Source organism: Rhizobium sp. P1_E6 (assembly GCF_056405875.1).
The window spans coordinates 33,825-57,251 of the sequence record NZ_JBFUBG010000034.1; the positions used below are offsets into that span (position 1 = coordinate 33,825).

Below are 23,427 nucleotides of genomic sequence, written 5' to 3' on the forward strand. Positions count from 1 at the left end.
GCCCGATCAAACGATGATATTTCCGGTCAGGCATAAATCAGATTAGGCCATTGCCATGGTTCGACCATATTTGCCGCTGAATTCGCTGCGCGCCTTCGAGGCGGCGGCGCGGCATCTTTCCTTCACCCGGGCGGCCATCGAGCTCTGCGTCACGCAGGCCGCCGTCAGCCATCAGGTCAAGCTTCTGGAACAGCGCCTTGGCGTCAGCCTGTTCCGCCGCCTGCCGCGCGGGCTGATGATCACCGAGGAAGGGCTTGCGCTGCTGCCGGCCCTGCAGGATTCCTTCGATCGCATGGCCGACATGCTGGAGCGGTTCGAGGGCGGCCATGTGCGTGAAGTCCTCAAGCTCGGCGCCGTCGGCACGCTTGCGGTCGGCTGGCTGTTGCCGCGGCTTGCCGACTTTCGCGAGCAATATCCCTTCATCGATCTCAGGCTTTCGACCAACAACAACCGCGTCGACATTGCCGCCGAAGGGCTCGACTATGCGATCAAGTTCGGCAATGGCGCCTGGCATGACATAGAAGCCGAAGCGCTGTTCGAAGCACCGCTTTCCATGCTTTGCATCCCCACAATTGCCCGCCAGCTCTCCGCCCCCGAAGATGTCGCCCATCAGACGCTGCTGCGCTCCTACCGTGCCGACGAATGGCCGGGCTGGTTCGAGAAGGCCGATGTCACCTCCCCGCCGATCCGCGGCATGGTCTTCGATTCTTCCGTGCTGATGATCGAGGCGGCATTGCAGGGCGCGGGCGTAGCGCTGGCGCCGCCCCTGATGTTCTCCCGTCAGCTTGCAGCGGGCGAACTGGAACAGCCCTTCCCGATCTGGATTTCGAAGGGCAGCTACTGGCTGACTCGGCTGCAATCCCGTTCCGTCACCCCTGCCATGGAGATGTTCCGCAAGTGGATCGGCAAGATGGCCGGGGAGACGCGGGTGCAGCTCGGAAACTGATTGGAGCGGGTTGCTTTCCACCCTCTCCTGTGCGATCACGCGCCTCTCACAACATGTCAGGGGCGCACCATAAGGCGCCCTTTCGTATTTCGGGGCACCTGCCCCGGTTCAGTCATTTTCGATAGATCTGATAAGGGAGCACGGCCATGGCACAGGCGCTCGGGCTTGACTTCGGCACGACCAATACTGTTCTGGCGCTGGCAGATGGCGGCGCTGACACCCATTCCATATCGCTGACCAGCAGCGCCGGCACGGCCGATAGCATGCGCACCGCGCTCTCCTTCATGAAGGATGCCCAGCTCGGTGCTTCGGCGCTGAAGGTGGAGGCCGGGCATGCGGCTATCCAGCAGTTCATCGACAATCCCGGCGACTGCCGTTTCCTGCAGTCCATCAAGACCTTTGCGGCAAGCGCGCTCTTCCAGGGCACGATCATCTTCGGCAAGCGGCAGAGCTTCGAAGACCTGATGGAAATCTTCATCCGGCGCCTGCGCCATTACGCAGGCGAAAACTGGCCCGATAATATCAGCCRCATCATCGCCGGTCGGCCGGTGCATTTCGCCGGCGCCAGTCCGGACCCGGCGCTTGCGGTAAAGCGCTACAACGAGGCATTGACGCGCTTCGGCTTTCCGGAAATTCATTATGTCTATGAGCCGGTTGCCGCCGCTTTCTACTTCGCGCAAAACCTGAAGTCCGATGCGACCGTACTCGTCGCCGACTTTGGCGGCGGCACGACGGACTATTCGCTGATCCGCTTCGAGACCAAGGCCGGAAAGCTGACGGCAACGCCGATCGGCCATTCGGGTGTTGGTGTAGCCGGCGATCATTTCGATGCGCGCATGATCGACAACATCGTGGCGCCGCAAATCGGCAAGGGCAGCCATTTCAAGAGCTTCGACAAGATCCTTGAGGTGCCCTCAAATTATTATGCGAGCTTCAGCCGCTGGAACCAGCTGTCGATCTTCAAGACATCGCGGGAATTCGAGGATCTGAAGAGACTGGTGCGTACGGCGCTGGAGCCGGAGAAGCTGGAAACCTTCGTGGATCTCATCGACCATGACGAAGGTTATCCACTCTATCAGGCGGTCTCGGCGACAAAGATGGCGCTTTCCTCCGCCGAAGAGGCGGCTTTCGATTTCGCGCCGCTCGGCCGCGGCGGCCATCGCACGATCAAACGCAGCGATTTCGAAAGCTGGATCGTCGACGACCTTGCCCGCATCGAAGGGGCGCTCGACGAGGTGCTGGAGAAGACCAACACGAATACATCCGGCATCGACAAGGTGTTCCTGACCGGCGGCACATCCTTCGTGCCGGCCGTGCGGCGCATCTTCACCGAGCGATTTGACCGCGACAAGATCGAAAGCGGCGGCGAGCTGCTCTCGATCGCGCACGGTCTGGCGCTGATCGGCGAACGCGACGACATCGACCAATGGACTGTGCAATGACGGCCGAAAGGGCGGCGGCAGGTCCGCCCGCCCTTTCATTGCCGTTTTCGCTCCGCTAAAGTCTGTCCATGATCTCCGCCAACGACCTGAGTCCGGCCGAACTTGCCGCGCTTCTGCATTTTCATGCGGAAGCGGGTGTGGACTGGTTGCTGGAAGAAGAGCCGGTCGACCGTTTCGCCGAATTCGAGGCGATGAAGGCCGCGCGCCGTCCGGCGACACCGATTGCCCAACAGCAACCGGAACGGCCGGCGCAACCGGAGATGCAAGCTGTCGTCCGTCCAGCCTCGCCCGCACCGCAACAGCGTGCAGCGGCGCCACCGCCTGCCTCGCGGCCGCAACCGGCAATCCCGGACGGCGAAGCGGTGCAACAGGCGCGATTCGCAGCCGAGAGCGCCCGCTCGCTTGCGGAATTGAAGACGGCGCTCGAAGCCTTCAACGGCTGCAATCTCAAGCACAGCGTCCGCTCGACCATCTTTGCGAGCGGCGATCCGGCAAGCGGCATCATGGTGATCGGCCCGGCGCCGGGCGCTGATGACGAGCGCGAGGGCGCGGCCTTTGCCGGCCGTCAGGGCCAGCTGCTGGACCGGATGCTGGCCTCGATCGGCCTGGAGCGCTCAGCCATTCTCCTGACGCAGATCATTCCCTGGCGTCCGCCCGGCAACCGCATGCCTTCGGCGGCCGAAACGGAGATCTGCCGTCCCTTCATCGAGCGGCAGATCGCGCTCGCCGAGCCGCGTGCCATTTTGCTGCTCGGCAATTACACGGCACGGTTCTTCTTTGGCGAGAATGACACGATTCACGGGCTTCGCGGCCGGTGGAAGGAGATCGCTGTCGCAGATCAGGTCATCCCGGCCATAGCCAGTCTGCATCCGCAGGACCTGTTAACTGCACCGGTCAATAAGCGGCTCGCCTGGAGCGATCTGCTGGCCTTCCAGGCTAGACTTAGAGAACTGTCTTTGCTTACAAATTAGCCAAGTTTGAAAATATTATGAATTTGTCCATGCAATATGCGCATGGCTGCATCCTGCAAGGGTGCATTGAAGAATCGATGCTGCACTGCAATATAGAAGGCGTGTCTTGGGAGGAACGAACAGGAACCAAGGCCATGAGCAAGCGTTTTCGTCCTATACATTGCGGGTTTGAAACCCTGCGCCAAGCAAGCGATCAAGTTCGCACTACCCAGGGCTACAGCCGTTTCGGCTTTGCCACCAACGAACAGATGATCGCCCGCGGCACCGGCATCAGCGGCCGCACGTCGCGTCCGGCGATGATCTTCGCGGATTTCCAGGAATATTGAGAATTCCGGAATGACGATCCGGCAGGCGGTTCGCCTGCCCTTCTCCGTTTTCAGACGTATCGACCGATGTCCACAATCCTGATTTCACTGCTGCGCAACATCGAATCTTTCGAGCATATCCGTGCTGCCGTCTGCGCCGCGCGCGAATATCGGAGCGAGCTTTGCGACACCCCGTCCGAGGTCAAGAGCCCGGCTTCCGCCATCGCGCTCTGAGGGTATTTTCACGCAGTTGTGGACGCAAAACCGCTGCGCACTTTTGCTGGATTTGATTCAGAGCGCCGCGCGTCCATTCGAATGCACAATGGACGCTCTCACTCTCTTTAATCTGCGCATCAGGCTTTCCGAAAATCGATTCCGATTTTTGGGCTGATGCTGTCACCGTTCGCGCTTTCGAGCTGCGCCTTTGCCGATTCGAAGGCTTCATCGACATAGGCGAACTTGATCGCCTGCCAGCCGACATATTCTCTAAGGAAATCGCGCGACAACCACAGCTGCGACTTCTTCGGCTCGTCGTACCAGCCGACACAGCCGCGTTGCGCGCCTTTGGCGAGCAGCCGCTGGAGATGCGTGCGCGACATCATGAAATCACCGGCCAGCGCGCGGGTTTCCATCTTGCCGATCGCCAGCCGTGTCGGATCGGTTCCTTCGAGATCGAGCCGGGACATGAAATGATCGATGACCATACCGCCCGCTTCCGTCCAGAGAAACAGCGCCACCTGTTCAGGCGGCTCACGCCAGTTGGCATCCTCGAGGCAGTTATAGGCGACACGCGGCTGGATCTGGCGGAATAGCAGAGGATTTTCCAGCAGGAGCGCCGCCCGGTTTCCACCATCGATGAGATCAAGCGCGCCGAGGTTGGTGTGCAACCAGCCGAACATTGCCTGATGGCTGACTTCGGCCGGCTCGAAATGGCGAGGGCGGCGGCGCTCGTCGCCGGGCGTATGGGTGATGAAGCGATAGGTGAAAAGCTCTTCGATGAAGGCGAGCACCGTATTGCGGCTGGCGATCTTGTGGGCGGTGATCTTGCCGGTCAGCCGAACGGCGGTGAAACCCGAGGTCACGTCCTGCGGATCGTATTCCAGATGCAGCGCATAGGCCGTCTGCGTCAGCAGCCAGCGTTGATGCGAGGCCAGCAGGCGCGCCAGCCGCGGCCCCGCATCAAACATGCCGCGCATTTGCCCGGCCAGGAAGCGAATACTCACTAAAAAAGAAGGGTTCTGCGCCAGTTGTTCTGCCGTGAACGCCATATGCTTTTCCTCAACCCTCGCTCGCAAGCCAGCGTTCGGAGCAGCGATACCGAAACTCCCCCGGCATCAATGGCCTATCGATTATGCACAGCTTTGAATAAATGAAAATAATTCACTTTCATAACCACATTTTTGCGGAATGCGATATCCCAATATTTCACCATCCCACTCTCTTTAGAGGGGCGGATGGCATCATTTTTCAATCTATGCGATAGGAAATTCGACTTTTGATATAGATTCAGCCGCTCAGGATTGCGGCGCGCCGGCTTTTCGCGCCTCGCGGCGTTCGAGGCCAAGCTGATGCTCGCGGTAGATGATGAAGATGCCGGCGGCGATGACGATGACGGTGCCGAAAAGCATCGTGTTGCTCGGAACGTCGTCGAAGACATAGTAGGCGACGATGCCGCCGAGCAGGATCGAGCTGTATTCGAAGGGAGCGATGGTGGACACGTCCGCGTGGCGGTAGCTCTCGGTCAGGAGGATCTGCGCGACACCGCCGCAGAAACCGGCGGCAATCAGGAAGAGGGCCGATGACCAGTCCAGCAGCAGCCAGCCGAAGGGCACGGTCGCCAGCGAGAAAACCGAAGCGATAATCGAGAAATAGAGCACGATCGTCGCCGTCTTCTCTTCCTCGACGAGGCGGCGCACCTGGATCATCGCCATGCCACCGAGCACGGYCGACAAAAGTACGCAGAGCGCGCCGGTTGCCTGTTCGGCCTCCATGCCGCCTTCCCGGAACAAGGTCAGCTTCGGCCAGGAGATGATGGCGACACCGATGATGCCGAAGCAGACGGCACTCCAGCGATAGACGCGCACCGTCTCCCCCAGGAAGACGGCCGCGAAGATGACGGCGACGAGCGGCGTCGCATAACCGAGCGCGATCGCCTCCGGCAGCGGCAGATGCAGAAGCCCGTAGAAGCCGAGCCCCATCGAGATGATGCCGAGGGTGCCGCGCTTCAGATGGCCGATCGGATTGGCGGTGTAGAAGGCTGAGCGCAGCTGATGCCGGTAGCCGAGATAGGCCATGATTGGAAACAGCGCGAAGAAGGAGCGGCAGAAAGTTACCTGCCCCGGCGGGATACCCGACCCTGCCAGCTTGATGAATGTCTGCATGGCCAGGAAGACCACGACCGACGAGACTTTCAGCGCAATGCCTCTCATCGGGTTTCTGAGAACCGATTCCATGATCCAGGCTCTTATGCGGGTATGCCGAGCGGGGGAGACGCGTTCGACTCGAACGCAGCGGACGATTTTTTCATCGTAACCGAAGAAATGCGCCAGTGGGGAAAAATCTGCCCCACCCAGGTAGCAAGTATCTACCCGTTTTTATCTGCCGCTTTTCTGTGCAACTCCGTTTTCTGGTGAAAAAACTTCACGTTTTACGCTCATTCCCCCGAAAATGTTCGTATCCGCACCTATTGCGTTAACCGGTTGCAAACCATGCCACCGCATCGTTCTCAGCGAATTAGCCATACAAAAGAATCGCATTCGTTCCGCAGCCAGTCGCGTAGATTATTTTCAGGATCTTTTTGATGAAGCCGCTCAGCGCAGAGATCATATCCCAGTCACAGAACGCAACGCCCCGCTCGATGCGTGTCGTGACCGATGGCATCAGCACGGATTTGGAGCGTTTCAGCACCGACAACACCAGCATCGTCAAACAGATCAAGCTGCTTGCCATCAACGCTCTGATCGAGGCGGCCCGCGCCGGCGAAACCGGCAAGGGCTTTGCCGTCGTCGCCAACGAAGTGCAGCGGCTGGCGCAGATCGCCACCGAGATCACCAGCAAGTTCGAGAGCAATGTGCTCGGGCGCATCGGCCTCAGCCGTGCGATGGCGGATTCGCTCGTCACCGAGATGGAAGGCGTGCGGCTGACCGATCTCGCGCAGACGCTGGTTCAGCTCATCGTGCGCAACCTCTTCGAGCGCACAGCCGACGTGCGCTGGTGGGCAACGGATGCGGCGCTCTGGCAGGCGCTGCAGGATCCGGACAAGGATCGTGTCGCCTTCGCGGCTGAACGGCTCGGCGTCATCAACCGCTTTTATACCGTCTATCTCGATCTCGTGATGACCGATCTCTCCGGCCGGGTGATCGCGTCGGCCAATCCGACCTTCCAGCGCAAGATATCAGGCTCTTCGCTTGCGGGCGATCCCTGGTTCCGGGCTGCAGCAAGCTGCGCCTCCGGCGACGACTATATCGTCGACGAGGTAAAGCCGAGCCTTCTCCACGACCAGCGGCATGCCCTCGTCTATGCCACCGGCATCCGCGAAGGCGGCAAGGTCGACGGCAAGCTGCTCGGCACGCTGGGCGTCTATTTCGACTGGCAGAACCAGGGCCAGGCGATCGTCGAGAAGGAAGCGAACCTGCCGCCGCAGCTTGCGGAAAAGACCACCGTCATGCTGCTCGACGGCGCAAGTCGTGTGATTGCCAGCACCAATCCGGCCATGCTCTTCACCCATTTTGCGCTCGCCAACCAGACCGGCCAGCCGAAGGGCAGCTATTACGACAATAACGGCTCGATCGTCGCCTTTGCGCGCACGCTCGGCTACGAGGATTATGACGGGCTCGGCTGGTGTGGCGTCGTGGTACAGCAGACGGAAAGTGATGCTGCAATCAAGACTGCCCTCAATCTCAAATAGCAGTCTTCCCCTTTCGGCTGCACATACACGACAATTTGACCATGATAATTTGGCTGTGAACTTCGCGCTCACGGCCAATTTGCTTTAACTTTAGTTCAGACTTTAATGTAATTATGGCGGCCAAATTTCAGCAGAGTGCGCCCGCCTCTATATTCGGCCATTGTCTAATAAAGGTCTTCACGGAACATGCGAACAGATACCGGTCAGGTCATCAATCTGGCAGACTACCGCCCAACCGATTTCGTGCTGGAACGCGTCGACCTGACTTTCGAACTGGATCCGACCGAAACGAAGGTGGAAGCGCGGCTGATCTTCCACCGTCGCGAAGGCGCTGATCTTTCTGCCCCGCTGATCCTCGATGGCGACGAACTCAATCTTTACAGCCTTCTCTTCGACCAGAACGAACTGGCGCCGGAACGCTACACGGTAACGCCCGAAAGCCTCACCATCCGCGACCTGCCGGAAACGGTGCCTTTCGAAGTCACCGTCACCACGATCATCAATCCGGAAGCCAACACCCAGCTGATGGGCCTTTACCGCACCAGCGGCATCTATTGCACGCAGTGCGAGGCCGAAGGCTTCCGCCGTATCACCTATTTCCCCGACCGGCCGGACGTGCTGGCGCCCTACACGGTCAACATCATCGCCGACAAGGATGCCAACCCGCTGCTCCTGTCGAACGGCAACTTCCTCGGCGGCGCCGGTTATGGCCCCGGCAAGCATTTCGCCGCCTGGTTCGACCCGCATCCGAAGCCGAGCTATCTCTTCGCACTGGTCGCCGGCGATCTCGGTGTCGTGGAAGACAGTTTCACCACCCTGTCCGGCCGCGAGGTCGTGCTGAAGATCTATGTCGAGCACGGCAAGGAGCCGCGCGCGGCCTATGCCATGGACGCGCTGAAGCGCTCGATGAAGTGGGACGAGGAAGTGTTCGGCCGCGAATACGATCTCGATATCTTCATGATCGTCGCCGTGTCCGACTTCAACATGGGGGCCATGGAGAACAAGGGCCTCAATATCTTCAACGACAAATACGTGCTCGCCGATCCCGAGACCGCGACGGATGCCGACTACGCCAATATCGAGGCGATCATCGCGCATGAATATTTTCACAACTGGACCGGCAACCGCATCACCTGCCGCGACTGGTTCCAGCTCTGCCTCAAGGAAGGCCTGACTGTCTATCGCGACCACGAATTCTCGTCCGACCAGCGCTCGCGCCCGGTCAAGCGCATCGCCGAGGTGCGCCACCTGAAGTCCGAGCAGTTCCCGGAAGACGGCGGCCCGCTCGCCCATCCGGTGCGCCCGACCAAGTATCGCGAGATCAACAACTTCTATACGACGACGGTCTATGAGAAGGGCAGCGAAGTCACGCGCATGATCGCGACCCTGCTTGGCCGCGAAACCTTCAAGAAGGGCATGGACCTCTATTTCGATCGCCATGACGGCCAGGCCGTCACGATCGAGGATTTCGTGAAATGCTTCGAAGATGCGAGCGGCCGCGACCTTTCGCAGTTCTCGCTCTGGTACCATCAGGCCGGCACACCGCTCGTCACCGCCTCCGGCACCTATGATGCCGGCGCCAAGAGCTTCAGCCTGTCGCTGGAACAGATGATTCCCGCGACACCCGGCCAGCCGAACAAGGAGCCGATGCACATTCCGCTGAGCCTCGCTCTGTTTGCCGAGGACGGTTCCAAGATCGAGCCTGTTAAGGTCGACGGCGCCGAATATGCTGGCGAGGTGCTGCATCTGACCGCGCGCACGCAAACGGCTGTCTTCCACGGCGTTGCCTCACGTCCGGTGGTTTCGATCAACCGCAGCTTCTCCGCACCGATCAACCTGCATTTCGACCAGAGCCCGGCCGATCTGGCCCTGCTTGCGCGCTATGAGACGGATCATTTCGCCCGCTGGCAGGCGCTGACCGATCTCGCGCTGCCGAACCTGCTCAAGGCCGCCCGCGATGCCCGCGAGGGTGCCGCGATCGTCTGCGAACAGACCTTCGTCGAGACGCTGCTTGCGGCCGCTGCCGATGAAAACCTCGAGCCCGCCTTCCGCGCCCAGGCGCTGGCCTTGCCGAGCGAATCCGACATTGCCCGCGAACTCGGAAGCAATATCGATCCGGATGCCATTCATGCCGGCCGCCAGGCGATCATGAAACAGATCGCCGAAGCCGGCAAAGCCACCTTCGCGGCCCTCTACGACGCGATGACCACACCGGGCGAATTCAGCCCGGATGCCAAGAGCGCCGGCCGCCGCGCGCTGCGCAACACCGCCCTCACCTATCTCTCCTATGCCGAGGGCAGCCCTGACCGCGCCAAGGCCGCCTTCGACGGCGCCAACAACATGACCGATCTCAGCCATGCGCTGACGATCCTCGCCCATCGCTTCCCCGACAGCGCAGAGGCGAAGGCCGCGCTCGAAACCTTCCGCAGCCGTTTCCAGGAAAATGCGCTCGTCGTCGACAAGTGGTTCGCCATCCAGGCCGGCATTCCCGGCCACGGCGCGGTCGATCGCGTCAAGGCGCTGATGGAAAACCCGCTCTTCAAGCGCACGAACCCGAACCGCATGCGCTCGCTCGTCGGCACGTTCGCCTTCGGCAATCCGACCGGCTTCGGCCGCGCCGACGGTGAAGGCTACCGTTTCCTCGCCAGCGAGATCCTCCATATCGACCAGCGCAACCCGCAGCTCGCCGCTCGCCTGCTGACCTCGATGCGCTCCTGGCGCTCGCTGGAATCGGCGCGTGCCGATCACGCACGCTCGGCACTGATCGAGATCGAGCGGGCGGCCAGCCTTTCGACCGATGTTCGCGATATCGTCGAGCGCACTCTCAAGGGGTGATTTCTCGCAAATGATTTGCCGCCTAGCTGTCTTCCACCCGTGGAGCAGCTAGGCTCGCCATCAGCGAATCCCTCTGAAAAACCAGCAATCACAAATAGTTAATAAATTTTTACCGCCAGCTATGGACAAGGCGAATCACGCATGATTCTCTAGGTGTAGTTCGAGCGAGCGGCGCGCGAATCACACGAGGGACAGGGTTCAGAGATGATGGACGTGCGGCGGGCAACCGCGGCCGAAGGGCGGCTGCGTGTCGATTTTGCCGGGCTCAAAGCCTGGCGCGACAGCCTGTCCGGTCAGGCCGCAAAGGCTCCTGAACCCTTGTTGCGCCACCTGCCAAAGGCGGAGCTTCTGCTGAAGCGCACCATCCCGGTTCTGATCGTCGCCTTTCTTGCTGTCGTGGCGGCCTCGCATTTCTTCGGCATGGTCAGCGAATATACCCGCATGGAGGCTTCCGCGCGCCATGCGACGGCGCTTTCCGCTGCAACCGCCGCCGCCGTCTTTTCCGATGCGACCGATCTCTTCGATGGCGGCAATGCCGCCGGGGCACAGGCGCGTCTTGCGAAATTCCTGCCGCAGGACCGGCTGGAAAACGGCGCCTTCGTTCTGCTGGTCCAGGCAAGCGGCAAGGTATTTGCGGCGACGGCGGCCGGCGCCTCCTATGTCGGCGCCGATGTCTCGACCCTTTTTCCCGAGATCTCCGCCATCCGCCGCTTTGGCGACCGCACCGATGTCATCGAAACGAGCATCGGCGGCGAACTGCATTATGCCGAGATCGCCCTGATGGGCACGGCCGGCGGCTACATCATTTCCGCCATCTCGCTCAATGACATCAACCGTCTCTGGCGCGAGGAGCTGACACTCAACGTCACGCTGTTTGCCGGCATTTCCTCCATCCTGCTCGTTGTCCTCTACGCCTACTACATGCAGGTGAAACGGGCGCGCGATGCCGACGACATCTTCCTGGAATCCAATCTGCGGGTCGAGACGGCGCTGTCGCGCGGTCGTTGCGGCCTCTGGGATTTCGATTTCCAGAACCGCGAATTCTTCTGGTCGCGCTCGATGTACGACATGCTCGGGCTTGCCGGCTCCGACAAGACGATGGGCTTTGCCGATGCGGCGCGGCTCATGCATCCGGAAGACAATGGCCTGCACGAGATCGCCCGCGCCGTCGCCAAGGGCGATTCCGGCCAGGTGGACCAGATCTTCCGCATGCGCCATGCGGCTGGCCACTATGTCTGGATGCGTGCCCGCGCCCAGGTGATCCGCAGCCATTCCGGCCGTGTGCACATGATCGGCATCGCCATGGACGTGACCGAGCAGCATCGCCTGGCGCAGCGTTATGCCGAGGCCGACCAGCGTCTGGCCGATGCCATCGAATGTACCTCGGAAGCCTTCGTGCTGTGGGACAAGAACGACCGGCTCGTCATGTGCAACGCGCATTTCCAGCAGGCCTACGGGCTTCCCGACAGCGTGCTTGTGCCCGGCACCGAGCGCACGGCCGTCAACTCTGCCGCGGCGCGTCCCGTCATCGAGCGGCGCATTGCCGATGCCGACGGCTCCGGCTATTCGCGCACGACGGAAGTGCAGCTTGCCGACGAGCGCTGGCTGCAGATCAACGAGCGGCGCACCCGCGATGGCGGCCGCGTATCGGTCGGCACCGACATCACGCCTTTGAAGCGCCATCAGGAGCGCCTGCGCGATTCCGAGCGCCGGCTGATGGCGACGATCAACGATCTCTCCGCCTCGCGCCAGACGCTGGAATCACAGAAGGCCGAGCTTTCCACCGCCAACTCCAATTATCTCGTGGAGAAGGAACGCGCGGAAGCAGCCAACAAGGCGAAGTCGGAATTCCTCGCCAACATGTCACATGAGCTGCGCACGCCGCTCAACGCCATCCTCGGCTTCTCGGAGATCCTGCAGAACCAGATGTTCGGCCCGCTCGGCTCGGCCAAGTACAATGAATATGCCCGCGACATCCATGACAGCGGCAAGCATCTCCTGAACGTCATCAACGATATTCTCGACATGTCGAAGATCGAGGCGGGCCACATGCTGCTGTCGCGCGAGCGCACCGACCTTGCACCGTTGATCGAGGAAAGCCTGCGCTTCACCGCCATTCCGGCGGCAGAGAAGAACATCGTCATCGAGCAGCGCATCTCCTCGGGCATGACCTTGATGGCCGACCGCCGCGCCATGAAGCAGGTGCTGCTCAACCTGCTCTCCAACGCCGTCAAGTTCACCAATGAGGGCGGGCGCATTGCCGTCCGCACCCGCCGCGTCGCAGATGGCGTCATGGTCACCATTGCCGATACCGGCATCGGCATTCCCCAGACAGCGCTGATCAAGATCGGCCAGCCCTTCGAGCAGGTGCAGAGCCAGTATGCCAAAAGCAAGGGCGGCTCGGGCCTCGGCCTCGCCATCTCCCGTTCGCTGACCAATCTGCACGGCGGCAGCATGAGAATCCGCTCCCGCGAGTCCGTCGGGACGGTGATCTCGCTGCGCATTCCCGATCATGCTTAAGGTGACCAGGCGCTAGGCCTTCACCACCGCTTGGAAAACCTTACGCACCGCCCTGGAAAGCCGTTTCACTTCAGCCTCCAGCGTCTTGATGTCAGGGCAGTCTCCGGCGCGGCAGACGAGTTCGATCAAGCCGGCGGGGGCCTCCTTCGGGTCGAAGGGGCCGTCGATGCAGAGGCGAATGAGTTGTGAAAGCTCGGTGTAGAGCGTGAATGCCTCGAGGCAGGTATCGAGGTCGGCGGAGGCCATCAGCTTGTCGCCGAGCGCCTTCAAGGCTACGCCTGTCGTCAAGCCGTTCACCGTAATCTCGACACCCTTTGCCGGCGCGATCAGCGCCAGATATTGGGCGATGAATTCGATATCGATCACGCCGCCCGGGATGAGCTTCAGATCCCAGCCGTTCTCCGGCGCCTTCTCCTTCTCGATCAGCTCACGCATCTCGGTGACGTCATGGGCCACCTTGGCGATATCGCGTTTTGCCTGAAGCACGTCGGCGATGATGCCTTCCACTTCGCCGATCAGGCTCTGATCGCCGCAGATCAGCCGGGCGCGCGACAGCGCCATGTGCTCCCAGGTCCAGGCTTCTTCGCGCTGATATTTGCCGAAGGAATTGATGCGGGTGGCGACCGGTCCCTTGTTGCCGGAGGGGCGAAGGCGCATATCGACTTCGTAGAGCACGCCTTCAGCCGTCGGGGCGGAGAAGGCGGCGATTAGGCGCTGGGTGATGCGGGTGAAGTATCGCGTCGCATCGAGCGGCTTTGCACCATCGGAGTCGGTGGCGGAATCGTCGTAGTCGTAAAGCAGGATAAGGTCGATGTCGGAGCCGGCCGTCAGCTCGAAACTGCCGAGCTTGCCCATGCCTGCTATGGCGATCCGCCCGCCGGGATAATCACCATGTGCCACGCGGATCTCATTCATGACCGCGTCGAGCGCCGCCTTGATGATGAGATCGGCGAGATGGGTGAAGGCGCGTGCGGCCATGTCGCCGTTGATCGCGCCCGTCAGCAGGCGGATGCCGATCAGGAAGCGCTGTTCGGAAGCGAAGATGCGCAGCCGGTCGAGCACCTCCTCATAGTGCCGGGCCTGCACGAGCGAAGCCTCCAGGCGCTCGCCGAGATAGTCGCGTGTCGGCAGCTCGGCCATCAGGGCGGGATCGAGCATGCCGTCGAAGACATGCGGGCGGGCGGCGATGACTTCCGCGAGCTTGGGCGCCGAGGACATGATGTTGACAATGAGGGAGAGCAGCGCCGGATTGCTGCCAAGCAGCGAGAAGAGCTGGATGCCTGATGGCAGGCCGGAAATGAAGCTGTCGAAGCGCAGCAGCGCCTCATCCGCCCGCTTGCTTTCGCCGAAGACGCGCAGAAGCTCCGGCGTCAGCTCCGTCAGCCGCTCGCGCGCCTCCACCGATTGCGTGGCACGATAGCGGCCATAGTGCCAGGTGCGGATGATGCGAGAGATGTCCGAAGGGCGTTCGAAGCCGAGTTTCCTCAGCGTTTCCAGCGTATCGGGATCGTCGCCTTGGCCGGTAAAGACGAGGTTGCCTGTGCCGACGGACAGTTTGGTCTCCTGTTCGAAGAGGTCGGCGTAACGGTGCTCGACCGCTTTCAGCACTTCCACCAGCCGCTCGGAAAAACTCGGCGTGTCGGTAAAGCCCATCATGAAGGCGATACGCTTCAATTCTGCGTCCGTCTCCGGCAGAAGATGGGTCTGCTCGTCGCGCACCATCTGGATGCGGTGCTCGACATCGCGCAGGAACCAGTAGGCCTCCGTCAGTTCGTCGCGCGTCTCCGCGTCGATCCACTTTGCCCTGGTGAGCTCTGCCAGCGTCTCCTCTGTCACGCGGGAGCGCAGTGCGGGCATACGACCGCCGGCAATCAGCTGCTGGGTCTGCACGAAGAATTCGATCTCGCGAATGCCGCCACGGCCGAGCTTGACGTTGTGGCCCTTTACCGCGATGGCGCCATGACCCTTATGGGCGTGGATCTGCCGCTTGATGGAGTGGATGTCGGCGATCGCCGCATAATCAAGATATTTGCGGAAGACGAAGGGGACCAGGCCGCGCAGAAACTGCTCGCCTGCCGGCAGATCGCCGGCGACGGCGCGGGCCTTGATGAAAGCCGCCCGCTCCCAGTTCTGCCCCCTGCCCTCGTAATAGATCATGGCGGCATCGACGGAAATCGCGAGCGGTGTCGAGCCGGGGTCCGGCCGCAGCCGCAGATCGGTGCGGAAGACATAACCATCCGCCGTGCGCTCCTGCAGGATGCGCACCAGCCGCCGCATCATGCGCGGGAAAATCTCGATCGCATCATCGGGGTCCGGCACGATGCCGGCTTCTTCGTCGAAGAAGACGACGAGGTCGATGTCGGAGGAATAGTTGAGCTCGGACGCTCCGAGCTTGCCCATGCCGAGAACGATCAGGCCGGAGCCTTCGCTGGGTGCCGTGACATTCTTCAGCTTCAGCTTGCCGCTTTCGTGGGTGGAGAACAGCAGATGATCGATCGCCGCTGCGACTGAGGCTTCTGCAAGCTCGCTGAGCCAGCCGGTCGTCGCCTTGCCGTCGAAGATGCGGGCGAGGTCGGCAAGTGCTGTGAGGAAGGCCACCCTGCGCTTGATGATGCGCAGCCTGCTCATCACCTGGCCTTCACCCGGCGCGCTTCCTTCATTGTCCGGTTTCCAGCAATCGCGCGCCTCTGCAATCAGCGCCTCGATCTGCGGTTCCAGCGGATCGCTGATGGCGGAGGCAAGGATTGCCGGATCGAGATTGGCGATCTCGCGCAGGTAGGGAGAGAGGGTCAAGACGGCGGCGACGAAATCGCGAAGCGGTCCTTCGGCCTTCAGCATATCGGCGACAACAGGCTCGCTCCTGCCGATTTCCTGGAGGTCGACGAGTGCTGCTTTCAGTTCCGTCTGGTTCAACGGCCGCAGAAGTCCCTCGGTGACATCCTTCAGGCCGTGCTTCGATTTCGTCAGCATTCGCTCTCCCTGGCATAGCCGCAATGCGATTTTAAACTAGGGTGCCGGCGTGAAAGCGCCAATATGAAAATGACAAGGAATCAGGCTGCGCGAGCGGGGAAAACCATGCTGACGGTCAGGCCGGGGCGTTGTGCGTTGCCGGGATCCGTGTCCGAAAGCTCCAGCGTGCCGCCATGCAGCTCCATGATCGCTTCCACCAGCGAGAGGCCAAGGCCGGTGCCCGGTTTCGAGCGGCTTTCGTCCAGGCGCACGAAGCGCTTCACTACGTCCTCGCGCCGGTCAGGCGGGACGCCCGGTCCGTGGTCGGCGACGGACAGGCAGAAGCCGTCGGGACGGCGGCTGAGCTTCACCGAGACGGAGCCTGCCCCTTCCGTATCGGCGGAATATTTGATCGCGTTGTCGAGCAGATTGAAGATCGCCTGGCCGATCAGTTCGCGATTGCCCTGGATCTCAATGCCGGGGTCGATCTCGGAGGTCAGCGCCATGCCCGCTTCGTCGGCGACCGGCTCGTAGAGTTCGGCGCTGTCGGCGACGATGGCTGACAGTTCGATCGGTGACATTTCGGCGGCGACGGAACCCGCCTCGACACGGGAGATCATCAGCAGCGCATTGAAGGTACGGATCAACTGGTCGGATTCGGAGATGATGCCTTCCAGAGCGCTGCGGCGCACCTCGCCATCCTCGATATCAAGCGCATCGGCGGCCTTGTTGCGCAGGCGCGTCAGCGGAGTCTTCAAGTCGTGGGCGATATTGTCGGAGACCTGCCGCAGGCCTTCATTCAGCTTCTCGATGCGTTCCAGCATGTTGTTCAGCGAGACGGAAAGACGGTCGAACTCGTCGCCCGATCCGCCGACCGGCAGGCGCTGCGAGAGATCTCCGGCCATGATCTTCTTGCCGGCATCCGACATGCGATCGATGCGTTTCAGCGCGTTGCGGCCGATGCCGAACCAGATGATGATGGCGCCGAGACCCATGATGGCGAGCGCGATCATCAGCGCCTGGCGCACCAGCACGCGGAAGCGTTCCGGTTCTCCCAGGTCGCGGCCGATCAACACCCGCAGGCCGTTGTCGAGGACGAAAATGTTGGCGATCGCCGTATGCCGCACCACACCGCTATCGGTGTAGCGCTGATACATGAACGGCACCGAGGTCCAACCCTGCTCCTCGAAAACACCCGGCTGCACGGAGGCGACGTTACCGGCGAGGATATCGCCCGAGGGACCAGCAATGAGATAGAGATTGGCGCCCGGCTGACGGGCACGGCGCTCCATCGTGCGCAGCAGCAGGTTCATGCCGCCGGCATCATAAGCGCGCTGGACCTGCGTCACTTCCTGGGCAACCGCGTCGCGGATCTGGCCGGTCAGCAGCCGCTCGGACATCGCCGTCACATAGAAGACGAGCGTTGCGGCGCAGATGGCAAAAAGCAGGATATAAAGGGCCGAAAGGCGGACTGCAGTGGACTTGAAGAGAACCCAGAAACGGCTCATCCCTCGTCCTTGATCATGTACCCCGCACCTCGGATCGTCTTCAGCAGCGGCTGGCTGAAGTCTTTCTCGATCTTGGAGCGCAGGCGCGAGACATGCACGTCGATGACATTGGTCTGGGGATCGAAATGGTAATCCCAGACATTCTCCAGCAGCATGGTGCGGGTCACGACCTGACCGGCATTCTTCATGAGATATTCCAACAGGCGGAATTCGCGCGGCTGCAGCGGGATTTCCTTGCCGCCGCGGCGGACCTCATGGGAGAGGCGGTCGAGCTCGAGATCGCCGACACGGTAGACGACGTCCTGATCCGGCGTGCCCTTGCGGCGGCCAAGCACTTCGACGCGGGCAAGCAGCTCGCTGAAGGCATAAGGCTTCGGCAGATAATCGTCGCCGCCGGCGCGGAGACCCGTTACGCGGTCATCGACCTGGCCGAGGGCAGAAAGAATGAGAACGGGCGTGTGGATGGCCTTGCGGCGCAGCTCGCTGATGACGGAGAGACCATCGCGGCGCGGCAGCATGCGATCGATGACGATGACGTCGTAGGTATTCTCCGACCCCATGAAGAGACCGCTTTCGCCATCGCTTGCATGGTCGGCAACGATGCCCGCCTCGCGAAAGGCTTTCGTGAGATAGACCGCCGCCTCCAGATCGTCTTCGATGATGAGAATCTTCATGCGGCCGACATTACCCGCCGGTTGCGTTTCGGCAAGGCTCAAAGCGTCTTCCTGTTGTGCGGGGGCCATCGCGGTCGTCCTTCAGATTCGAAGAATTGGGCAGATTTGGAGAATTGGGCAAATTCGAAGATTGGGCAGCTTTAAAATTGGGTAGATTGGCAGACTTGAGGAATCTGGAGCCGCGCAGCATTTACGCTGGCGCGGCTCCGGCTTTCTGAGGCCAGAAGATCAGCCCTGGCCGTTGATCGGGAGCGCGACGAAGCGGCTGCCGTCCTTCGACTGGATCTGGAACAGCGCGCGAGTGCGACCGTCCTTCTTGGCCTGGTTGATGACGCGGACGACATCATCGGCGCTGGAAACGTCCTGGTTGTTGACCGAGGTGATCGTCTCGCCTTCCTTGATGCCCTTGTCGGCAGCATCCGAATTCGGATCGATGCCGGTGATGGCGAGGCCCTTGCCGTCATCCGACGGGCCGACGGTCAGGCCGAGATCGGCAAGCGCCTTTTCGGAAGCCGGCGGCTGGGCCGGCTCTTGCGGGCTGTTGTCATCTCCGGCAGAAGCCTGCTGGTCAGCGGGCAGCGTTCCGAGCTCGACGGTGACCGACTGGGCCTTGCCGGAACGCCACACCGAAAGCTCGACCTTGCTGCCCGGCGTCATCGCGCCGATGCGGCGGCTGAGATCTCGGGCATCCTTGACAGGTTCGCCATTGACGGCGGTGACGACGTCACCCGTCTTCATGCCGGCCTTCTGGCCCGGTGTGCCTTCCTGTGCGGAAACGACCAGAGCGCCGTTGGCTTCGGAGAGGCCCAGCGAGTCGGCGATATCCTTGGTGACCGGCTGGATCTGCACGCCGAGGTAGCCGCGCGAAACCGTACCATCCTTCATCAGGTCGGCAACAACGTCCTTTGCGGTGGAGGCCGGGATTGCGAAGGCGATACCGACGCTGCCGCCCGACGGCGAGAAGATCGCGGTGTTGATGCCGACGACCTGGCCATTGAGGTTGAAGGTCGGTCCACCAGAGTTGCCGCGGTTCACGGCTGCGTCGACCTGCAGGTAATCGTCATAGGGACCAGAGCCGATATCACGGCCGCGGGCCGAAACGATGCCGGCCGTGACCGTGCCGCCGAGGCCGAAGGGGTTGCCGACGGCGACGACCCAGTCGCCGACGCGGACCTTGTTGTCATCGGCCCAATTCACGTAGGTGAACTTGCGGCCCTTGCCATCAATCTTCAGCACCGCGAGGTCGGTACGCGGATCCTTGCCGATCAGCTTGGCGTCGAGTTCGGTACCGTCGTTCAGGACGGCCACGAATGCCGAGCCGTCGGAAACGACGTGATTGTTGGTGACGACGTAGCCGTCTTCGCTGATGAAGAAGCCCGAACCCTGAGCGACCGGGCGCAGACGGCCCTCGCCCTGATGGCCGAAGCGGCGCTGCTGGTTCTGACCCTCCTGGTTCTGGCGGTTCTGCTGCTCGCCGAACTGGCGGAAGAACGGCTTCAGAGCGTCGGGCAGATCATCAAAACCGCGGCCGTTGAAATCGAAAGAGAAACCATCACCATCATCGGATGCCGGCTTGACGCGGCTTTCGACACGGACGGAAACAACGGCCGGGGAGACGGCGTCGACGACATTGGCGAAGCTCGGAACCGAAGGCGACTGAACATTGACAGCCTCGGCATAGGAACGGGAGATCTCGACAGGGATACCGGTTGCAAGCACTGCGGCTGCCAGACCGGCAACGGTGGATGCCTGAAGCACCGTTTTAAGGGACGGACGTCCGCGGAAATTTTTCAGCATGAGAGCACCTTCTCTTCTTTTTCAGACTTTCGTTCCGGCGGTGCCGGATCTGTGATGACCGAGATATAGGACGCCGCACCTTACTACGAACTGTCCGGCCGATGAAAAATTCGTAATGTACTGATATTCTTTGGTTGCATGCCGAAGGGGCGAGACCAATTGCCGGACCGTATTTAACCGATCGGTTGACAATTGAGACTGCGTCCTGTATTTAACCTAATAGTTACATACGAGGCCCATCATGCAGACCGACACTCTGAGCGCCGCCTTCGCAGCCCTCGCAGACCCCACGCGCCGGGCGATCATCGCGCGGCTGGCCGAAGGAGAGGCTTCGGTCAACGAGCTCGCAGCCCCCTTTGACATGAGCCTTCCGGCGGTTTCGAAGCATCTGAAGGTCTTGGAAAAGGCCGGGCTGATCAGCCGCGGCAAGGAAGCCCAGTGGCGACCGGCCAGGCTCGAACCGCAAACGATGAAGAGCATTGCGGACTGGCTGGAGCAATACAGGCGCTTCTGGGAATCGAGCTTCGACCGATTGGACGGCTACCTTCAGAAGATCCAGAAAGCGGACGACAGCGGCCCCCGCAACTGAATGTCGGCCCCATATTTTCAAATCACGACAGGGGAATATCATGGCCGATCAGCTCTCGCGCCCCACATTGCATATGCAACGGATATTCAATGCACCGCGTGCCCTCTTATGGGCTGCCTGGACCCGGCCGGAAATGGTCGTTGCCTGGCTTGGCCCTGTCGAATGGCCGGCGGTCAGCGTCGTGCAGGATCTGCGCATCGGCGGCACATACAGGGCATGCCTGAAGAATACCGGGGATGGCAGCCTGCTGTGGCAGAGCGGCGTCTACAGGGAAATCGAGGAGCCCTCGCGCCTCTCCTTCACCTTCCAGTGGGAGGGATCGCATGAGGATGGAGAACCGGTCGTAACGCTTGTGACCGTCGTCTTCGAGGAAATGGCCGATGGCCGAACGCGAATGGATTTCACCCATGCGGACCTGAGGTCCGAAGAGAGCCTTACCGGACACAGGCACGGCTGGGAGAGCACCTTCGGCAGGCTGGAAAGCTGGATTGCAACTCAAGGAAATCAAAGGGAGTGAGGACCATGAAACTCGTAACGAATCTCGTCTTCAAAGGCGAATGCCGGCAGGCCTTCGAATTCTATGCCAAAGTGCTCGGCGGCAAGCTGAACGGCATGTTCACCTTCGCCGAAGCGCCCGGCGACATGCAGATAGACCCGTCCTTCAAGGACAAGATCATGCATGCCTGGCTCGATATCGGCGACCAGTCCCTGATGGGTTGCGATGCCCCTCCCGGATATCAGGAAGACATGGGCGGCTTCAGCGCCACCTATCACAGTGAGGATGCGGCGGAAACGAAGCGAGTTTTCGAGGCGCTGTCGGACGGCGGCAAGGTCACCATGCCCTTCAACGCCACCTTCTGGTCGCCGGGCTTCGGCATGTTCACCGATCGCTTCGGCACACCCTGGATGGTCAATACGATCCCGGCGGATCGGCGATGAGCGATAGTGCCATGGTCTGGACCGGTCGCGTGCTGACCGGGCTTTTCGCGCTCTTCATGCTCGGTGCATCGATCGCCCCCAAGCTCCTGGGACTGTCCGTCGCCGAGGAAACGATGATCCAGCTCGGATGGCCTGGTGGATATGTGCTGATGATCGGTCTGATCGAGCTGACCTGCCTCGTGCTCTACCTCATCCCGCAGACGAGCATTTTCGGCGCTGTGCTGATGATGGGCCTGCTCGGCGGCGCCATGGCCACGCAGATCCGGGCCGGAAGCCCGCTCTTCAGCCATATCCTGTTCAGCATCTATCTCGGGCTGTTCATGTGGGGTGGGTTGTGGCTGCGGGATCCTGCAGTCAGGGCGCTCTTTCCCTACCGAAAGGCATAGGCATCAATCATTCCGTCGTGGTTCGTCGCGGCGGAATGGCTTCTTATTTTTCCAGCAACTCGGCGAGCCTCGCCTGCTCTTCGGCGGTGAGTTTGCTGCCGGTGGGCTTGCCTGCCCGCTTGCGGGCAAAGACGACGAGCGAGGCACCGCCGGCGAGGATCAGCAGCACCGGCGCACCCCAAAGCAGCAGCGTGCGCACACTGACGCGCGGCTTCAGCAGCACGAACTCGCCATAACGCGAGACGATGTAGTTCAGCACCTGTTCGTCACTATCGCCATCGGTGATGCGCTCGCGCACGAGAAGACGCAGGTCCTTGGCGAGATCGGCATTGGAATCGTCGATCGACTGGTTCTGGCAGACCATGCAGCGCAGTTCGGAAGACAGTGTTCGCGCCCGGGCTTCGAGGGCGGGATCGGAGAGCACTTCGTCCGGATTGACGGCGAAGGCCGGGGCGGCCGCCGTCATCAGCGCCAGGACGAGGAGGAAACGCCTGATCATTCCGCCGGCTCCATGGCCGGGGCTGCCGGCTTGGCCGGTTTCGCCTTGCGGCTCGGCGCTCCGACACGCAGGCGCCGGTCGGTCAGCGAGACGAAACCGCCGAGCGCCATGATCAGCGTCCCGCCCCAGATGCAGAGAATGAACGGTTTCCACCAGATGCGCACGACAATGCCGCCGTCCTTCGTCGCATCGCCCAGCGAGACATAGAGTTGACTGAGGCCGAAGGTCAGGATGCCGGCTTCCGTCGTCGGCATCTGCCTTGCGGTATAGAGCCGCTTGGCCGACCAGACATCGGYAAYCTSMGCACCGCCGCGGCGGATYGAGAAGTGGCCGCGGTCCTCGGTATAGTTSGGMCCGACRGCCGGCTGCATGCCGTCGAAGACAATGCTGTAACCGCCGGCATCCGTCGACTGGCCCTGCTTCATCTCGACCACATGCTCGGTCTGGAAGGTGGTGACAGCGACGATGCCGAGCACGGTGACACCAAGCCCGGCATGGGCCAATGCCGTACCGAAGGCCGAGCGCGGCAGGCCCGACAGCCTTCGCCAGGCGATATCGGCCTTCACCTTGCCGATGCCGGCCCGATGCCAGAGATCGGCCACGGCCCCCAGGATCAGGAACAGGCCGGCGGCAAGGCCGAGCACGGCCATGACCGGGCCGCCATGCTGGAGATAGAAGAAGACGAGGGCTGCGACGAGYGCGAGACCGGCCACGACGTAAAGCCGTTGCAAGGCGCCAAGCAGATCGCCGCGCTTCCAGGCCAGCAGCGGTCCGAAGGGCACGACGATCAAGAGCGGCGCCATCAGCAGGCCGAAGGTCAGGTTGAAGAAGGGCGGGCCGACGGAGATCTTGTCGCCGGTCAGTGTTTCCAGGACCAGCGGATAGAGCGTGCCTGTTAGTACCGTGCCGCAGGCAACCGTCAGGATCAGGTTGTTGACGACGAGTGCACCTTCACGCGAGATCGGCGCAAACAGCCCGCYGGCCGACAGAAGCGGGGCGCGGAAGGCAAACAGCGCCAGCGCGCCGCCGATGAAGATCAAGAGGATGCAGAGGATGAAGACGCCGCGGCTCGGGTCGCTCGCAAAGGCATGCACCGAGGTCAGCACACCGGAGCGCACCAGGAAGGTGCCCATCAGCGACAGCGAGAAGGTGAGGATGGC

The 23,427-nt window shown here is 61.6% G+C and carries 20 protein-coding genes; 12 read left to right on the top strand and 8 right to left on the bottom strand.

What is annotated here, in order from left to right:
* Positions 1-55 precede the first annotated feature (55 nt).
* The 5 genes from AC1D35_RS17965 to AC1D35_RS17985 all read left to right on the top strand — a co-directional run bounded on the left by AC1D35_RS17965 (position 56) and on the right by AC1D35_RS17985 (position 3,898).
* Entirely contained in the window at positions 56-946 is an 891-nt protein-coding gene (locus AC1D35_RS17965; RefSeq protein WP_113311489.1) for a LysR family transcriptional regulator, read from the top strand.
* Between the two features lie 146 nt (positions 947-1,092).
* Positions 1,093-2,388, top strand: coding sequence for an Hsp70 family protein (locus tag AC1D35_RS17970; RefSeq protein WP_477939299.1), 1,296 nt, complete (start codon positions 1,093-1,095; stop codon positions 2,386-2,388).
* Positions 2,389-2,456: 68 nt separating this feature from the next.
* Positions 2,457-3,359 (top strand): uracil-DNA glycosylase, encoded by a 903-nt coding sequence (locus AC1D35_RS17975; RefSeq protein WP_113311491.1) that lies wholly within the window; start codon positions 2,457-2,459, stop codon positions 3,357-3,359.
* Positions 3,360-3,493: 134 nt separating this feature from the next.
* Complete coding sequence (locus tag AC1D35_RS17980) at positions 3,494-3,685, top strand: hypothetical protein (protein WP_113300917.1); 192 nt, start codon at positions 3,494-3,496, stop codon at positions 3,683-3,685.
* A gap of 66 nt (positions 3,686-3,751) precedes the next feature.
* Positions 3,752-3,898, top strand: a complete 147-nt coding sequence (locus tag AC1D35_RS17985) for a hypothetical protein (RefSeq protein ID WP_477832878.1) — start codon at positions 3,752-3,754, stop codon at positions 3,896-3,898.
* 119 nt (positions 3,899-4,017) lie between these two features.
* Here AC1D35_RS17985 and AC1D35_RS17990 read toward each other — a convergent pair whose 3' ends face one another.
* Positions 4,018-4,932 (bottom strand): hypothetical protein, encoded by a 915-nt coding sequence (locus AC1D35_RS17990; protein WP_113311492.1) that lies wholly within the window; start codon positions 4,930-4,932, stop codon positions 4,018-4,020.
* Positions 4,933-5,178: 246 nt separating this feature from the next.
* Positions 5,179-6,117 (bottom strand): DMT family transporter, encoded by a 939-nt coding sequence (locus AC1D35_RS17995; RefSeq protein ID WP_477939301.1) that lies wholly within the window; start codon positions 6,115-6,117, stop codon positions 5,179-5,181.
* Positions 6,118-6,464: 347 nt separating this feature from the next.
* Between AC1D35_RS17995 and AC1D35_RS18000 the strand changes: the two genes are divergently transcribed.
* From AC1D35_RS18000 to AC1D35_RS18010, 3 genes are all read left to right on the top strand, one after another.
* Positions 6,465-7,571: a methyl-accepting chemotaxis protein gene (locus tag AC1D35_RS18000; RefSeq protein WP_113311494.1), complete on the top strand. Its 1,107-nt coding sequence runs from the start codon at positions 6,465-6,467 to the stop codon at positions 7,569-7,571.
* 186 nt (positions 7,572-7,757) lie between these two features.
* Positions 7,758-10,406 (top strand): aminopeptidase N, encoded by a 2,649-nt coding sequence (gene pepN, locus AC1D35_RS18005; protein WP_113311495.1) that lies wholly within the window; start codon positions 7,758-7,760, stop codon positions 10,404-10,406.
* A gap of 204 nt (positions 10,407-10,610) precedes the next feature.
* Positions 10,611-12,926, top strand: coding sequence for a PAS domain-containing sensor histidine kinase (locus tag AC1D35_RS18010; protein WP_113311496.1), 2,316 nt, complete (start codon positions 10,611-10,613; stop codon positions 12,924-12,926).
* A gap of 12 nt (positions 12,927-12,938) precedes the next feature.
* Here AC1D35_RS18010 and AC1D35_RS18015 read toward each other — a convergent pair whose 3' ends face one another.
* From AC1D35_RS18015 to AC1D35_RS18030, 4 genes are all read right to left on the bottom strand, one after another.
* A complete protein-coding gene (locus tag AC1D35_RS18015) occupies positions 12,939-15,896 on the bottom strand; it encodes a bifunctional [glutamine synthetase] adenylyltransferase/[glutamine synthetase]-adenylyl-L-tyrosine phosphorylase (RefSeq protein WP_113311497.1) in 2,958 nt (985 codons plus the stop codon).
* Positions 15,897-15,976: 80 nt separating this feature from the next.
* A complete protein-coding gene (locus tag AC1D35_RS18020) occupies positions 15,977-17,383 on the bottom strand; it encodes a sensor histidine kinase (RefSeq protein WP_113300910.1) in 1,407 nt (468 codons plus the stop codon).
* Positions 17,380-18,126, bottom strand: a complete 747-nt coding sequence (locus AC1D35_RS18025) for a response regulator transcription factor (RefSeq protein ID WP_113300909.1) — start codon at positions 18,124-18,126, stop codon at positions 17,380-17,382. The genes AC1D35_RS18020 and AC1D35_RS18025 overlap by 4 nt, the downstream gene beginning before the upstream one ends.
* A 159-nt stretch (positions 18,127-18,285) precedes the next feature.
* Positions 18,286-19,854, bottom strand: coding sequence for a Do family serine endopeptidase (locus AC1D35_RS18030; protein WP_113300908.1), 1,569 nt, complete (start codon positions 19,852-19,854; stop codon positions 18,286-18,288).
* Positions 19,855-20,095: 241 nt separating this feature from the next.
* On the opposite strand from AC1D35_RS18030, the gene AC1D35_RS18035 reads away from it, so the two are divergent.
* The 4 genes from AC1D35_RS18035 to AC1D35_RS18050 are packed head-to-tail and all read left to right on the top strand — an operon-like array spanning position 20,096 to position 21,768.
* Positions 20,096-20,443 (top strand): metalloregulator ArsR/SmtB family transcription factor, encoded by a 348-nt coding sequence (locus tag AC1D35_RS18035; RefSeq protein ID WP_113311498.1) that lies wholly within the window; start codon positions 20,096-20,098, stop codon positions 20,441-20,443.
* A gap of 40 nt (positions 20,444-20,483) precedes the next feature.
* Positions 20,484-20,960 (top strand): SRPBCC domain-containing protein, encoded by a 477-nt coding sequence (locus AC1D35_RS18040; protein ID WP_113300906.1) that lies wholly within the window; start codon positions 20,484-20,486, stop codon positions 20,958-20,960.
* A 5-nt stretch (positions 20,961-20,965) separates the two neighbouring features.
* A complete protein-coding gene (locus tag AC1D35_RS18045; RefSeq protein WP_113300905.1) occupies positions 20,966-21,382 on the top strand; it encodes a VOC family protein in 417 nt (138 codons plus the stop codon).
* Positions 21,379-21,768: a DoxX family protein gene (locus tag AC1D35_RS18050; RefSeq protein WP_113311499.1), complete on the top strand. Its 390-nt coding sequence runs from the start codon at positions 21,379-21,381 to the stop codon at positions 21,766-21,768. The genes AC1D35_RS18045 and AC1D35_RS18050 overlap by 4 nt, the downstream gene beginning before the upstream one ends.
* 43 nt (positions 21,769-21,811) lie before the next feature.
* Here the strand turns inward: AC1D35_RS18050 and AC1D35_RS18055 are convergent, their stop codons facing one another.
* Both AC1D35_RS18055 and AC1D35_RS18060 read right to left on the bottom strand, forming a co-directional pair.
* Positions 21,812-22,267: a cytochrome c-type biogenesis protein gene (locus AC1D35_RS18055; RefSeq protein WP_477939307.1), complete on the bottom strand. Its 456-nt coding sequence runs from the start codon at positions 22,265-22,267 to the stop codon at positions 21,812-21,814.
* Positions 22,264-23,427, bottom strand: a 1,164-nt coding sequence (locus AC1D35_RS18060) for a heme lyase CcmF/NrfE family subunit (RefSeq protein WP_477939309.1), incomplete at its 5' end; no start/stop codon positions are given. The genes AC1D35_RS18055 and AC1D35_RS18060, both read right to left, overlap by 4 nt.